At 54.8% G+C, this 12557-nt stretch carries 13 protein-coding genes; 4 read left to right on the top strand and 9 right to left on the bottom strand.

Annotated elements, in window-relative coordinates; all coding sequences use genetic code 11:
• The 3 genes from AAC076_RS04840 to AAC076_RS04830 all read right to left on the bottom strand — a co-directional run.
• On the bottom strand, positions 1-1119 hold a 1119-nt coding region (locus AAC076_RS04840), incomplete at its 3' end, for a hypothetical protein (RefSeq protein WP_339843277.1).
• Positions 1116-1460, bottom strand: coding sequence for a hypothetical protein (locus tag AAC076_RS04835; RefSeq protein WP_339843276.1), 345 nt, complete (start codon positions 1458-1460; stop codon positions 1116-1118). The genes AAC076_RS04835 and AAC076_RS04840, both read right to left, overlap by 4 nt.
• Before the next feature lie 755 nt (positions 1461-2215).
• Positions 2216-2548: a YegP family protein gene (locus AAC076_RS04830; protein ID WP_339843275.1), complete on the bottom strand. Its 333-nt coding sequence runs from the start codon at positions 2546-2548 to the stop codon at positions 2216-2218.
• A 441-nt stretch (positions 2549-2989) separates the two neighbouring features.
• On the opposite strand from AAC076_RS04830, the gene AAC076_RS04825 reads away from it, so the two are divergent.
• Positions 2990-3475: a pyridoxamine 5'-phosphate oxidase family protein gene (locus AAC076_RS04825; protein WP_339843274.1), complete on the top strand. Its 486-nt coding sequence runs from the start codon at positions 2990-2992 to the stop codon at positions 3473-3475.
• Between the two features lie 58 nt (positions 3476-3533).
• On the opposite strand, the gene AAC076_RS04820 is transcribed toward AAC076_RS04825, so the two are convergent.
• From AAC076_RS04820 to glyQ, 5 genes are read right to left on the bottom strand one after another with little or no spacing between them, the layout of a single operon-like run.
• The gene (locus AAC076_RS04820) at positions 3534-4721 is read right to left on the bottom strand and encodes a PilT/PilU family type 4a pilus ATPase (RefSeq protein ID WP_339843273.1); all 1188 of its coding nucleotides are present in this window, start codon (positions 4719-4721) and stop codon (positions 3534-3536) included.
• 40 nt (positions 4722-4761) lie between these two features.
• A complete protein-coding gene (locus tag AAC076_RS04815; protein WP_339843272.1) occupies positions 4762-5493 on the bottom strand; it encodes a lysophospholipid acyltransferase family protein in 732 nt (243 codons plus the stop codon).
• A 3-nt stretch (positions 5494-5496) separates the two neighbouring features.
• Positions 5497-6033, bottom strand: a complete 537-nt coding sequence (gene gmhB, locus AAC076_RS04810) for a D-glycero-beta-D-manno-heptose 1,7-bisphosphate 7-phosphatase (protein ID WP_339843271.1) — start codon at positions 6031-6033, stop codon at positions 5497-5499.
• A gap of 20 nt (positions 6034-6053) precedes the next feature.
• Positions 6054-8111 (bottom strand): glycine--tRNA ligase subunit beta, encoded by a 2058-nt coding sequence (gene glyS / locus AAC076_RS04805; protein ID WP_339843286.1) that lies wholly within the window; start codon positions 8109-8111, stop codon positions 6054-6056.
• Positions 8108-9055 (bottom strand): glycine--tRNA ligase subunit alpha, encoded by a 948-nt coding sequence (gene glyQ / locus AAC076_RS04800; RefSeq protein ID WP_339843270.1) that lies wholly within the window; start codon positions 9053-9055, stop codon positions 8108-8110. Before glyQ ends, glyS begins: the two co-directional genes overlap by 4 nt.
• A 130-nt stretch (positions 9056-9185) precedes the next feature.
• Here glyQ and AAC076_RS04795 point away from each other — a divergent pair, with 130 nt between their 5' ends.
• The 3 genes from AAC076_RS04795 to AAC076_RS04785 all read left to right on the top strand — a co-directional run bounded on the left by AAC076_RS04795 (position 9186) and on the right by AAC076_RS04785 (position 11086).
• The gene (locus AAC076_RS04795) at positions 9186-9794 is read left to right on the top strand and encodes a DNA-3-methyladenine glycosylase I (protein ID WP_339843269.1); all 609 of its coding nucleotides are present in this window, start codon (positions 9186-9188) and stop codon (positions 9792-9794) included.
• Positions 9795-9889: 95 nt separating this feature from the next.
• Complete coding sequence (locus AAC076_RS04790) at positions 9890-10774, top strand: lysophospholipid acyltransferase (protein ID WP_339843285.1); 885 nt, start codon at positions 9890-9892, stop codon at positions 10772-10774.
• A 33-nt stretch (positions 10775-10807) separates the two neighbouring features.
• On the top strand, positions 10808-11086 hold the full coding sequence (locus AAC076_RS04785; RefSeq protein WP_339843268.1) for a PilZ domain-containing protein: 279 nt from the start codon (positions 10808-10810) through the stop codon (positions 11084-11086).
• Positions 11087-11102: 16 nt separating this feature from the next.
• Here the strand turns inward: AAC076_RS04785 and AAC076_RS04780 are convergent, their stop codons facing one another.
• Positions 11103-12551, bottom strand: a complete 1449-nt coding sequence (locus AAC076_RS04780) for a TrkH family potassium uptake protein (RefSeq protein ID WP_339843267.1) — start codon at positions 12549-12551, stop codon at positions 11103-11105.
• Positions 12552-12557 lie beyond the last annotated feature (6 nt).

Genomic DNA, 12557 nt, shown 5'->3' with positions numbered 1-12557 from the left:
CAAGTGGGTCAATTTTATTGGCCAAAAGTGGGTCAAAATTAATGGCCATTGACAGAAGGGATCACCTTTCACAAGAGCTCTGGTGAAACCACCGCCACATGCCATGCTTTGGGCGAGGATTTTCATATCGAGATACTTCGGTTGGTCGCGCCAGGCCAGGTACTGCTTGGCCATATCCGCAGGATCACAGGTGAAATCGACATGACCTTTCTTGACGCCCTCGAGAAATGCAAACAGCTCTACACCGATCTCCATAAGACCAGTGATTACTAGGCGCCTTTTAAATCCGCCTACCCCAGCGCCAAAATCGCTTGTCCAAAATACCCGCTCGTTAAGCATGCCAGTCTCATATAGCTTTAGCATGCATTCGCCCAATGATGCACCCTCTGGCATTAGGTTATCGTCACCGTAAAACCGGTTTATCCATTTTGGCCAGTCGAGGTCAGGACACATTTTCTTCAACAATACGTATGCTTTTCCAAGCTCCCCTACTTCTTCAGCGCTTCCCCCCGCCGCCAAGAAATCCTCTTTAGCATTCTGTTCCCATAAATAAGCCATGAATTTTAAGGGCAAGCTTTGTTTGGTTACCCGATCAGCAGCCATATGGGAATCCCATAGGATCTCAGCCGCTTTGCGGGACATCGGTGCATAGCTGTGACGGGCATCCCCCGTCACCAACTTGTCGATCACCGCTTCACGGTCAACGTGGTTATAGACCCGGTGGTTCTTAGGAGAGAGTTTGAAGCCATCCCGAAGCTTCAATAGTTCGCTCATGTGCCTGTAATGGTCTATGAGTGTTCTGGGGGAAGATTTTTCACGGCCGAGGACGTTATAGCCATCCTCTGCTAACGCCTCAAATCCAGGTGCTTCAAGGGCCTCCTCAACGTCAATGTTCTGCCGATCATGACGCTGATGCATGCGGCTACGAAAAGCTTGATCAAGCACCTGGTCCGCAACACTGGCCAGAGCTCCAAGTGCAATCGCATAGCCAATAGAAATGCCGTCTGATTGACTGGTGGGAAAGGCTATTCCGGAGGTCGATTTATAGTCACTATCCCAAGAATCAATAAGCTCATTACCGCCTATCTCGGCGAGGATTTGAGCAATATCGGTGCTCACGCCTGACTCCGGTAAATACCCAATTTCTCGAGTCGAGAGATAATGTTCTGCGTCTGCTTTTCGCTTAGCTTGTGTCTTTCTAGGATAGAGGATAGGTCAGCAGCATTGGACGGCTTAAGGCTTGCCACTTCAGCAATGATGCCTTCCATTTTGAGGTTTTGGCTCTTAAATGTCCGCAGAACAGAATCCATTTTCCGGTTCCCTTCCACAATTTCTTCCTCAAGACCGGCAACCACCTTTCTGTTGGATATTTTAGCCATGACCCAAGTACCCCCGGCAGTCAAAATGCTGGCCGCAGTTACCAAGGTTGCCGTCACCGCTAGTTCACCAAGACGAGCCACTTGAACTCCTTTTCACGCTTAAGCTATCTTTATAGAGGTAATGGGCACTGACATCAAAATGATATCTCGAGGGTAGGCAAGCAAACGCGGAAAGGCAACAAAAAATTGACTTGCAAAGCCGTCATGACTTTGGCGATAACAAGGGCTTCAATGGGTAGGTGAGCGGCGATTTGGCTAGGACACCAGTGCATGGCTTTATTTCGTTCGACTAGGCAAAGGGAGCTTAAGGATCACCTGGATTCCGTACTATGCTCGCGAAGCGGAATGGCCGCGCTGGTGGCGATTTCAGCACGGGTGGTTGTTTCAGCTGCTTTATTCGCTGCTTCCAATGGTCTATGATTTCCGTATTGACAAAAAGTCAATTTCGGATCCCAAGGCATTGGTTATAAAGGGTTTTTAGGGCATCAATATTTGTGGCGTTTAACTTTGTCCGAACGTAGGTTTTGGCCGATTAACTTTGACCGAAGCGGAAAATAACTTTGGCCAAAGTCGTTTAGAAGCGTGATTTTTGGTTAGGTAAGGGCCGTTTAACTTTGTCCGTCTACACCCTCGGTGCGGTAGATCAGCTCGCCAGTTATCTGGCGAGCTAGATCAAAAGTAGGGAGTCTGGGTTTGGTAGTCGCTTGCTTGGTGCTTTAACAGCAAGGACATGTGTTTCTGACTACCAAACCCGAGGCTAGCGAAGTCAGTAGTGATTATTTTGCTAAACGGTCGGCTAGTACTACGGCTGACCGAGGGCGGCAAATCACCTACCTTCAAGCTACTTCAACGACCTTTGCATCAGGGGCGTTGTTCTTAACAGACTCGATGCCATTATCTCTGGATGCAGCAGTGCTGTATGACTGACTGCTACCTATAACCTGATGGTTACCAGCTTTCAGGTTGAACATGAACTTCCCTGCCGCAGTATCTTTGCTCTCATAGCGGGCGTCGTCGGGAGCGTTTTTCTTTACCGATTCAATACCATTCAGACATCCAGATTTGTCTTTGTAGCCCTCGCTAGCGAGTATCGCCTGGCCGTTGCCTGCCTTCAGTCTGAAACGATATTCACCCGCTTTGTCTTCGTAAACTTCAAATGTACCTGACATGTTGATACTCCTGGTAAACATGGGAACGATTAATTACATGCGACGTGCGAGGTGAGTAGATGCAACAGCCCTTAGAGTAAAGCTACCTGCATCAGTCTGGTGTCCTCAAAAATGTGTAGGATCATTTTATTTGGCCATCATAACCAAGCTCGTAACTCAATAATGCCGGCAGGACGGGTACTTGCCAAGCGCTTATGAATCGCACAAACGCAGCCATGCAATTGGATAAATTGGAGCGGAACAGGGACTTCTATGGTCAATACAACCAGGCAGACACCATTGGTATGACCCTCCCTATCCTACAACGACATGTTACTGGGAGTTTCTCATTTAAATCAGGGGCTTAGGTGAGTTTTTACCTCTTTCAGCGAATGTGTCCGAATTGACGAACAGATAGGTCGTGACTAGGTTGAGGGCATCCAATTATTCAGGAGGCGCTATATGTCCAGTCCCGAGCACAAACAGAAAATCTGGAATATGATCAAGGACATCAAGACAGGAATGCTTACCACGCTACACGGCACTGAGGTGCGATCACGTCCCATGCGACTGGTACAGCAGGAGTACGACGGTACCTTGTGGTTCTTTACTGACCTGGAGTCCGAGAAGGTACTTGAGGTGGAAGGTGATAACGATGTGTGCGTATCCTTTGCCGATTCGGAGAAGGATATCTACGTTTCGCTTACCGGTGTTGGTCGACCCATCAAGGACAAGAGCCTTATCGACAAATACTGGAACGGTTTTGTCGGGGTCTGGTTTCCAGAGGGCAAGGATTCACCGAATGTGGGCATGCTGGAGATCAAGGTCCAGAAAGGTGAGCACTGGGATTCTGATACCAGCACCATGGTCAAAAGCTACAAGATGGCCAAGGCCAAGTTAAAGGGCGAACAACCCGATATCGGTGAGCATGAGAAATTCGGTTCCTGAAGGGCTAGGCTTTGAGCCTGAGCCGCCCCTCCCTCCGGGTAGTACGAATGAGCAAATTTTAGCGAAAATCGTCAGTTAAATCGGAATCAAAGGAGGTAGATGGGGCAGGTTCTGCTGGCTTCTGCTTGACGGCTTCAGGGTCTCTAGCAGGAGCAGGCTTGGCAGGCGGGGTGGATGGGTTGCTGGACGCCTCCATCCTTGTACGCAGGATCAGATCGTTGCGAGAGTCTGCCAGCCGCACAGCTTCCTTGAGGGTAATCGCTTTCTCGGTGATCAGCTGAAACAGGTGCTGATCGTAGGTTTGCAGGGCCTTGTCGTCGGTCGCCCTGGCCATAGCATCGCGAATATCCTGAATCTCCCCACGGGCGATCAAGTTCACGATGTAGGGCGTTCTGACCAGCACTTCTACAACAGGTAGACGCGATTTCTGAATGCCTTTCGCTAAACGCTGACCAATGATAGCGGCCAGGTTCATCGAAATATCCCCTAGGATCTGAGCGCGTGCATCCTCGGGGAACATGTTGGCCATACGATCCACCGCCTGGACGGTGTTGGTAGCGTGCATGGTGGCCAGCACCAGGTGGCCCGTCTCGCTGTAATGGAGCGCATGCTGCATGGTTTCGCGGTCGCGTATTTCACCGATCATGATTACATTGGGCGCTTCGCGAAGGACGTTGTGCAAGGCATCCTTGAAACTGTGAGTGTCGAGACCCACCTCCCGCTGATCAATAATCGATTCCTTGTGGTGATGAAGGAATTCGATGGGATCTTCGATGCAGACAATATGACCGGCACGGTTGGTGTTGCGGTAATCCAACATCGCTGCGAGGGTGGTGGATTTACCCGAGCCGGTAGAGCCGGTCACCAGAATGAGGCCCCTATCGAGCATGACCAATCGTTCCAGGACCGGTGGTAAACCCAGTTCGGCAAAGCTGGGTATCTGATCGTTGATGTATCGCACTACCATGGCGACTTCACCACGTTGCAAATACACGTTAGCTCGAAACCGTCCGGCGCCGGCAATGCCAACAGCCAGGTTCATCTCCAGGTCACGCTCGAATTCTTCCGCCTGGCGTTCACTCATCAGCTCGTAAGCCATGGTTCTGACGGCGCCCTTGCCAAGCGGTTCAGAGCCCAGACGCACATATGAGCCTTCACATTTGGCAGTAGGTGGCGCACCAACGCTCAGGAACAGATCCGATCCCTTGAGCTCCGCCAGACGGCGAAGATAATCATTGATACCCATAAGTAAAACGACCTCCTGACGGCAACTGGCGGATCTGGTTTCAGCCCTTGGCCACGGGGGCGAGTGCCTGATTGATCCATGCTTCGGTTTGCTTGTTGAGCTCCACAATAGCACGGGGATCACTGCCCTTGGGATACAACGCCGGGCCAATCATCACGTGGATCGTTCCGGGTTTCTTGCCCCACCCCACCTTCGGCCAGAACTCCCCCGCATTATGGGCGACCGGCACCACAGGTGCGTTATTGGCGCAGGCGAGGGCGGCCCCACCCCTGGAAAACTTGATTGTTTCCCCGGGTAGTTTGCGGGTTCCCTCTGGAAAAACCAGGATCCAGATACCCTCTGCCAACCGCTTACCCCCAAGCTGACTCAGCTGCTTGAGTGAATCTCTACCCTTGGCGCGATCAATGGCAATGGGCTTGGCCAAAGCAAAGGCCCAACCAAAGAAGGGTACATACAGCAGTTCTTTCTTGATCAACTGCGTTTGCGGACGAAACACCTGTTGCAGGAAAAAAGTTTCCCAGGTGCTCTGATGGTTGGCCAGAATTACACCAGCGCGATCGGGAATATTCTCCATGCCGCTCACTTCATAGCGAATTCCGACAATATGCACGGTCAACCAGATAGCCAGTCGGCTCCACCAGCCGACGATCAGCGTGAAACGCCACCGGTAAGGCAGCCAGGGGGCTATGATGAGCATCAGCAGGCCCCAGATGCCCGCACTGGCGGCTAACAGTAAATAGAACAGGACGACCCGCAGGGGCATCAGTGACATGGTTCAATTATCCAGGAGATGATCGGCCACAGCGGCCAGGTTATCGAAAATAGATGTGCCGGGGGGTAGGGGTTTGCTTTCGCTCAGCAAGCCCTTGCCGGTTCTGACCAGAATGGGCCTGCAGCCTACTGAGACCCCAGCTTCCAGGTCGCGCAGGCTGTCACCGACCACCGGGACGCCAGCAAGCGGCAATCCAAAGTAATCACCAATCTGGCGAAACAGACCACTACGCGGTTTGCGGCAGTTACAGCCGTCGTCCGGACCATGAGGACAAAAACGGATCAGGTCGACCTGTCCGCCCTGTTCAGCGACCTTTTGCTGCAAAGCATCATGCATCTTTTGCAGGTCGGAGACGTCGAAAAATCCGCGCGCCAGGCCTGACTGGTTGGTTGCGACTGCAATGCGCCAACCATGCCGACTCAGCCTGGCGATGGCCTCGATGGAGCCCGGAATCGGTATCCACTCCGCCAGGCTTTTGACGTAGTCATCGGAATCCTCGTTGATTACGCCATCGCGGTCGAGAATGATCAGTTTGTCCATGCCCTCACCCGCTCCTGCCATCAACCCAGTAACGAGATATCAGCGACGCCAAGAAACAGCCCACGTAATCTGGCCAGCAAAGCATAGCGATTGGTCTTCAGCTGGTCGTCTTCCGCGTTCACAAGCACCTGATCAAAGAAGCCATCCACGGGGCCGCGCAACGATGCCAGGCGTTCCAGAGCCGCGCTGTAATGGCGATCAGCGGCCAGAGGCGCAACGCTGCTTTCGGCTTCGGTAATGGCCTGGGCCAGCGTCTGTTCTGCGGGCTCGTGCAGCAGTGACTGATCAATCGTGATGCTGACTTCTGTTCCTGCCTTCGAGAGCAGGTTGGAAACCCGTTTGTTTGCAGCAGCGAGGGCCTCGGCCTCAGGTAGCCGGCGGAAATGCTGCACAGCCTGTACGCGCTGGTCAAAATCCAGGGGGGAGACAGGTGCTACTGCCCTCACGGATTGATAAACAGCAACATCGATACCTTCGTCCTCATAACGGGCACGCAGACGATCAAACACGAACTCCTGTACTTGCGCGGCAAGATCAGGCTCGGTCTTGATCTGCGAGGCATACTGCTTCACCGCTGCATCAATGGCGGCATTCAGGTCCAGCTCAAGACGTTTCTCGATCAGGATTCGCAACACGCCAAGTGCGGCTCTGCGCAGTGCGTAGGGGTCCTTGCTGCCGGTGGGCAGCATACCGATACCGAAAATGCCGACCAGGGTATCGAGTTTGTCTGCCAGTGCAACGGCAGCGCCGGTAAGGGTGCTCGGCAGCTCCGCACCCGCGCCGCGCGGCATGTATTGCTCATTCAGAGCAAGGGCCACATCCTCTGGCTCGCCGTCATGCAAGGCATAGTAATAGCCGGCGATTCCCTGAAGCTCGGGAAACTCCCCAACCATTTCGGTCGCCAGATCGCACTTGCTCAACAAGCCTGCGCGGGCAGCACGGCTGGCGTCGCCACCAATCTGGCCAGCAATGAACTCGGCGAGTGCCGATACCCGCTGGGCCTTGTCGAAGACACTGCCAAGCTGGGCCTGGAAAACCACGTTGGCGAGCTGGGTGTTGCGATCTGCCAGCGGGTTCTTCTTATCCTGGCGGAAGAAAAATTCGGCATCGGTCAGGCGTGGGCGGACGACCTTTTCGTTGCCGGACACGATCTGCGCCGGGTCGAGGCTGTCGATGTTGGCTACCGTAATAAAGCGCGGTAGAAGCTTGCCGGCGTTGTCCAGCAAACAGAAATATTTCTGGTTGTCCTGCATGGTCGAGATCAGTGCTTCCTGGGGTACATCGAGAAAGCGCTCCTCGAAACTGCAGACCAGGGGCACGGGCCATTCGACCAGCGCAGTGACCTCATCAAGCAAGTCGTCGGGCATGATAGCCGTGCCCTGCTCTGCGGCGGCCAGTTCATTAACACGCGAACGAATCATTTCACGACGTTCAGCAAAATCGGCAATCACATGTGCCCCACGCATCTGCTCGACATAATCTGCCGGGGTCGTGATACGTACCTGTTCGGGGTGATGAAAGCGGTGACCCCGCGAGCTGCGATCAGCCGTCTGGGACAGAATCTCGCCTGGGACAATAGCGTCACCCTGGAGCATGACCAGCCATTGGGTAGGACGCACAAATTCAGTTTTCCGGGCGCCCCAGCGCATGCGCTTGGGAATCGGCAGCGCAGCCAGAGCACTGTCGACTATTCCCGGCAGAAGCTGGGCGGAAGCCTGGCCAGGAATGCTCTGCACGTAGCGCAGTTTCGGGCCGCTGCTATCGAGTTCCGACACCGTTACGCCGCACTTGCGGGCGAAACCCTCTGCGGCCTTGGTCGGCTTACCCTCAGCGTCATATGCAGCCTGCACTGGAGGACCATCCATCTGGTTGGTGCGGTCAGGCTGCTGACTCTCAAGCGCATCGACCAGCACAGCCAGACGGCGCGGCGCTGCGTAAAAACGCGCAGCGCTGTAGGACAGTCCCGCCTCTTGCAAGCCCTTTTCGATACCGCTCAAAAAGGCTTCTGCGAGTCGCTTGAGGGATTTGGGGGGCAGCTCTTCAGTGCCCAGTTCTACCAGAAAATCCTGCTGCATTATTCGGCCTCCTTCAATTTGGCCAGAACTTCGTCGCGCAGCTCTGCCGTTGCCATCGGAAATCCGAGACGGGCCCTGGCCATCAGGTAGCTCTGGGCGATGGAGCGCGAGAGGGTTCGCACGCGCAGGATATAACGCTGTCGCTCAGTCACCGAAATAGCGCGGCGGGCATCCAGCAAATTGAACGTGTGTGAGGCCTTGATCACCATTTCGTAGGCCGGTAACGGCAGGTCTGCAGCCATCAGACGGTTGGCTTCGCTCTCGTAGAAATCGAACAGCTCAAGCAACTTTTCGACATTGGCGTGCTCGAAGTTGTAGGTGGACTGCTCCACCTCGTTCTGGTGGAACACGTCGCCGTAAGTCACCTTGCCGAAGGGACCATCGGAATACACCAGGTCGTATACCGAATCTACGCCCTGCAGATACATGGCCAGACGCTCCAGGCCGTAGGTGATTTCGCCAGTCACCGGATAGCATTCGACACCACCCACTTGCTGGAAATAGGTGAACTGCGTGACTTCCATACCGTTCAGCCATACTTCCCATCCCAGACCCCAGGCACCCAGCGTAGGCGACTCCCAGTTGTCCTCGACAAAGCGGACGTCATGGACGTTGGTGTCGATACCGATATGATTCAGCGAGTCCAGATACAACTCCTGCATATCCGCAGGATTGGGCTTGAGTACAACCTGGAACTGGTAGTAGTGCTGAAGGCGGTTGGGGTTTTCACCGTAGCGACCGTCACCTGGACGACGGCTCGGTTGCACGTAGGCGGCGTGCCAGGCTTCCGGGCCAATTGCGCGCAGGAAGGTGGCTGTGTGGAAGGTGCCGGCACCCATTTCCATGTCATAGGGCTGGAGCAGTACACAGCCCTTTTCTGCCCAGTAACTTTGCAGGGCAAGGATCAATCCTTGGAAGCTTTGGGTGGCTGGGTTGGTCTGAGTCACGTTGTCTGTCCGATTTGGCATTTTAAGAAAGGGCGCAGTATACAATCAGACGGGCCCCGACATACAGAAGTGGAGGCCCTCTGGCTTAACAACATGGGGTGCCCGCTTGGCGCAGCGGTGAGGAGAAAACATGAATTCAGAGGCAAAGCCGGGTGGTCAGGCCAACACGAGGTGTGCCTGGTGCTCGAACGATCCGGTATATCAGCACTACCACGATACCGAATGGGGAGTGCCCGAGTATGACGCCCAGCGGTTGTTCGAGAAGTTATTGCTCGACGGTTTCCAGGCCGGATTGTCCTGGATAACCGTGCTGAAAAAGCGTGAACGTTACCGGCAGGTGTATCGGGATTTCGATCCGCATTTCATGGCGCAGCAGAGTGATGATGATTTGCTCGAGCTACTCGATGATCCGGGAATCATCAGAAACCGCTTGAAGGTGCGGGGTGCACGGCAGAATGCTCAGGCCTGGCTGCGCCTCGCCGATGGCACTGATCCGGGTCAATGGCTATGGGCCTTTGTCGGCGGGTCACCACGGGTGAACCATTTCGTTGATCTGACAGAGGTGCCGGTGATGACCGACGAAGCCCGATCAATGAGCAAGGCCCTGAAGAAAGCCGGCTTTACCTTTGTGGGCCCGACAATCTGCTATGCCTTCATGCAAGCTACCGGGATGGTCATGGACCACACCAGAGACTGTTTTCGTTACCGTGAGCTGGCCGGGGCTCAGTCGCACCCTTGAGTTTTAATCTGGCTGGAGGATGGCCGACCTGTACGCTATAGGGTCGTTGCAAGTATGCGGCTACAATGACATTTTTGATTGGACAAGGGGTAGTTGTGGAGCGGCTAAAGGGCGCAATCATCATTGGATTTCTCAGAGTGTTTTCGCTACTGCCGTTCGCGATGGCACAGCGCCTGGGTGCTGCGGTTGGGTGGCTGTTATGGATACTCCCCAACCGCTCCAAGGACGTGGTTCGGATCAATCTGAGCCATTGCATGCCCCACCTTGCTGCGGGTGAGCGGGATGATCTGGTGCGGCAGACCTTGCTGGATACCGGTCGCAGTTTTGCCGAAAGTGCCTGCGCCTGGATGTGGAAACCCGCGAAAACCGTTGCGCTTATAAAGGAAGTCGAGGGCGCTCAGGTTTTGCAGAAGGCCCTGGAGCGTGGCAAGGGCGTGGTGAGTATCACCAGTCACCTGGGGAATTGGGAGGTACTCAATCACTGGTATTGCTCCCAATGTTCACCGGTGATTTTCTACCGCCCTCCCAAGCAGCAGTCCGTCGACGCGCTATTACGCCGGCAAAGGGCACAGCTGGGCAACCGGGTGGCGCCCTCAACCCGAGAGGGTATTACCATGGTCATGCGCGAGGTGCGCCGTGGTGGCGCAGTAGGGATTCCGGCCGACCCTGAGCCAGCGGTAAAGAGTGGCGAATTCGTGCCTTTCTTTGCGGTATCGGCGCTTACCAGTAAATTCGTTCCCAATCTCCTGCGCGGTGGTGAGGCTCAGGCCATATTCATGCACTGTGTGCGCCTGCCGGGGGGCGGATTCAAAGTCATTGTGGAAGCGGCACCCGAAGCGCTTTACAGTAGTGACGTCAACGAGGCTACAGCGTGCATGAGTGCAGTGATCGAAAGCTACGTGCGACGCTGGCCAAGTCAGTACATGTGGAGCATGAAGCGCTTCAAGAAACGTCCAGCGGGCGAGAAAAGGTGGTACTGAATTAATCCGTGGTCATTCGACAGGGACTAAAGCATGACAAATCAGCGGCAATACCCGCGCACTCCGATGAAATGCAGAATTCGAATCAGTCATCCGGACATCGGTGACGTCTACGGACAAACGCGGGATCTGTCGGACGGCGGCGTGTTTGTTGAGAATCCGGACCTCGCTGCCCTGGCTGCGGGCACTATCGTGGAAGGTCAGGTTCAGGATATGCCGATTGAAGCCCCTATTCTGAAGATGATCGTCCAGCGCTGTATCGCTGGTGAAGGGGCTGGTCTGGCTTTTCTGGATGATGAAGAGGACCAGTAGTGCTGGTCCTCTGGACTCAACGGGCCCAGAACATGGGAGTAAAGAGTACCAGCAAGGTAAATACTTCCAGACGGCCGAGCAGCATCGCAAAGCTGAGGATCCATTTCACCGTGGCACTGAGTTCACCATAGTGCGCCGACACCTCTCCCAGGCCTGGACCCAGGTTATTCATGCAGGCTGCCAGCGCCGAAAATGCTGTAACAAAGTCCAGGCCGGTGCTCAGTAGTGTCAGAAACAGCACCGCGAAGGCAAACACGTAAACCGCACAGAATCCCCAAACGGCCTCCACTACCCTGTCGGGCACAGGCTTGTTGCCGAGTTTGACCGGGAAGACCCCATGGGGGTGAATCAGCTTTTTGGTTTCCCGGGTGCCCTGCTTGTAAAGCAGCAGCACGCGAATCACTTTCATGCCGCCCCCTGTCGATCCCGCACTGGCACCGATAAAGCTCGCATACAGCAGCAGGAACGGCAGGACCGTAGGCCATGCGGAAAAATCGGTGACGCCGAAGCCTGTGGTAGTGGCGATGGAAACAGTCTGGAACGCTGCATAGCGAATTGACGTCCAGATTTCATAGGTCTGGAAGTGAATCAGGACCACGCAGCAGACAATAAACAGTGCGCTCAGAATCAGTACGTATGCCCGGCACTCGGGATCCAGCCAGTAGTTGGCCAATGAGCGAAAACGCCAGGCCAGAAAGTGTAGTGCGAAGTTGATACCCGAGATAAACATGAACAGGATGCAGATGAACTCGATCAGCGGGCTGTTGTAGTAACCAATGCTGGCGTCATGGGTCGAGAAACCGCCGATGGCCACTGTTGAGAACGCGTGCCCGACAGCATCGAACAGCCTCATGCCAGCGGCCCAGTACGCCAGGGCGCAGGCCAGGGTCAGGCCGGCATAGATGTACCAGAGCACCTTCGCCGTCTCGGCGATTCGCGGAGTGAGCTTGTTTTCCTTGAGCGGCCCAGGCATTTCGGCGCGATAAAGCTGCATGCCGCCAACACCGAGCATGGGCAGGATGGCCACGGCCAATACGATGATGCCCATGCCTCCGAACCATTGCAGTTGCTGCCGATAGAAAAGCAACGAGCGTGGCAGGGTATCCAGTCCGGTGATAACCGTCGCGCCCGTGGTTGTGAGGCCCGAGAAGGATTCAAATACCGAGTCGGCGACGCTCAGATCCGGCATCTCGAGCAAGTACAGCGGCACCGCCCCGAACAGTCCCAGGACCAGCCAGAACATCACCACGATCAGGTAGCCATCGCGGATACGTAGCTCGTTGCGCTGATGTCGAGCGGGTACCCAGACTACCAGACCAGCCACAGCGGTGATGGCAAAGGCCACGATGAAAGCTTCCATCGCCTGTTCACCGTAATACAGGCCCACCATCGCTGCCGGAAGCATGCTGGTGGAGAACAGCATCAGCAGAATACCGAGAATGCGCTGGATCTGGGTGTACTGCATGCGCCT

This window comes from uncultured Halopseudomonas sp. (genome assembly GCF_963977355.1).
GTDB lineage: Bacteria > Pseudomonadota > Gammaproteobacteria > Pseudomonadales > Pseudomonadaceae > Halopseudomonas.
The sequence above is the reverse complement of the archived record's forward strand: the minus strand, read 5'-3'. Positions and strand labels throughout refer to the sequence as shown.

What these genes read in the sequence shown, in the direction of transcription:
- AAC076_RS04830 (WP_339843275.1), bottom strand. Translation starts at nt 2,548, where the DNA reads ATGTCAGGTACATTTGAAGTTTACGAAGACAAAGCGGGTGAATATCGT.
- AAC076_RS04825 (WP_339843274.1), top strand. Translation starts at nt 2,990, where the DNA reads ATGTCCAGTCCCGAGCACAAACAGAAAATCTGGAATATGATCAAGGAC.
- AAC076_RS04820 (WP_339843273.1), bottom strand. Translation starts at nt 4,721, where the DNA reads ATGGGTATCAATGATTATCTTCGCCGTCTGGCGGAGCTCAAGGGATCG.
- AAC076_RS04815 (WP_339843272.1), bottom strand. Translation starts at nt 5,493, where the DNA reads ATGTCACTGATGCCCCTGCGGGTCGTCCTGTTCTATTTACTGTTAGCC.
- gmhB (WP_339843271.1), bottom strand. Translation starts at nt 6,033, where the DNA reads ATGGACAAACTGATCATTCTCGACCGCGATGGCGTAATCAACGAGGAT.
- AAC076_RS04795 (WP_339843269.1), top strand. Translation starts at nt 9,186, where the DNA reads ATGAATTCAGAGGCAAAGCCGGGTGGTCAGGCCAACACGAGGTGTGCC.
- AAC076_RS04785 (WP_339843268.1), top strand. Translation starts at nt 10,808, where the DNA reads ATGACAAATCAGCGGCAATACCCGCGCACTCCGATGAAATGCAGAATT.
- AAC076_RS04780 (WP_339843267.1), bottom strand. Translation starts at nt 12,551, where the DNA reads ATGCAGTACACCCAGATCCAGCGCATTCTCGGTATTCTGCTGATGCTG.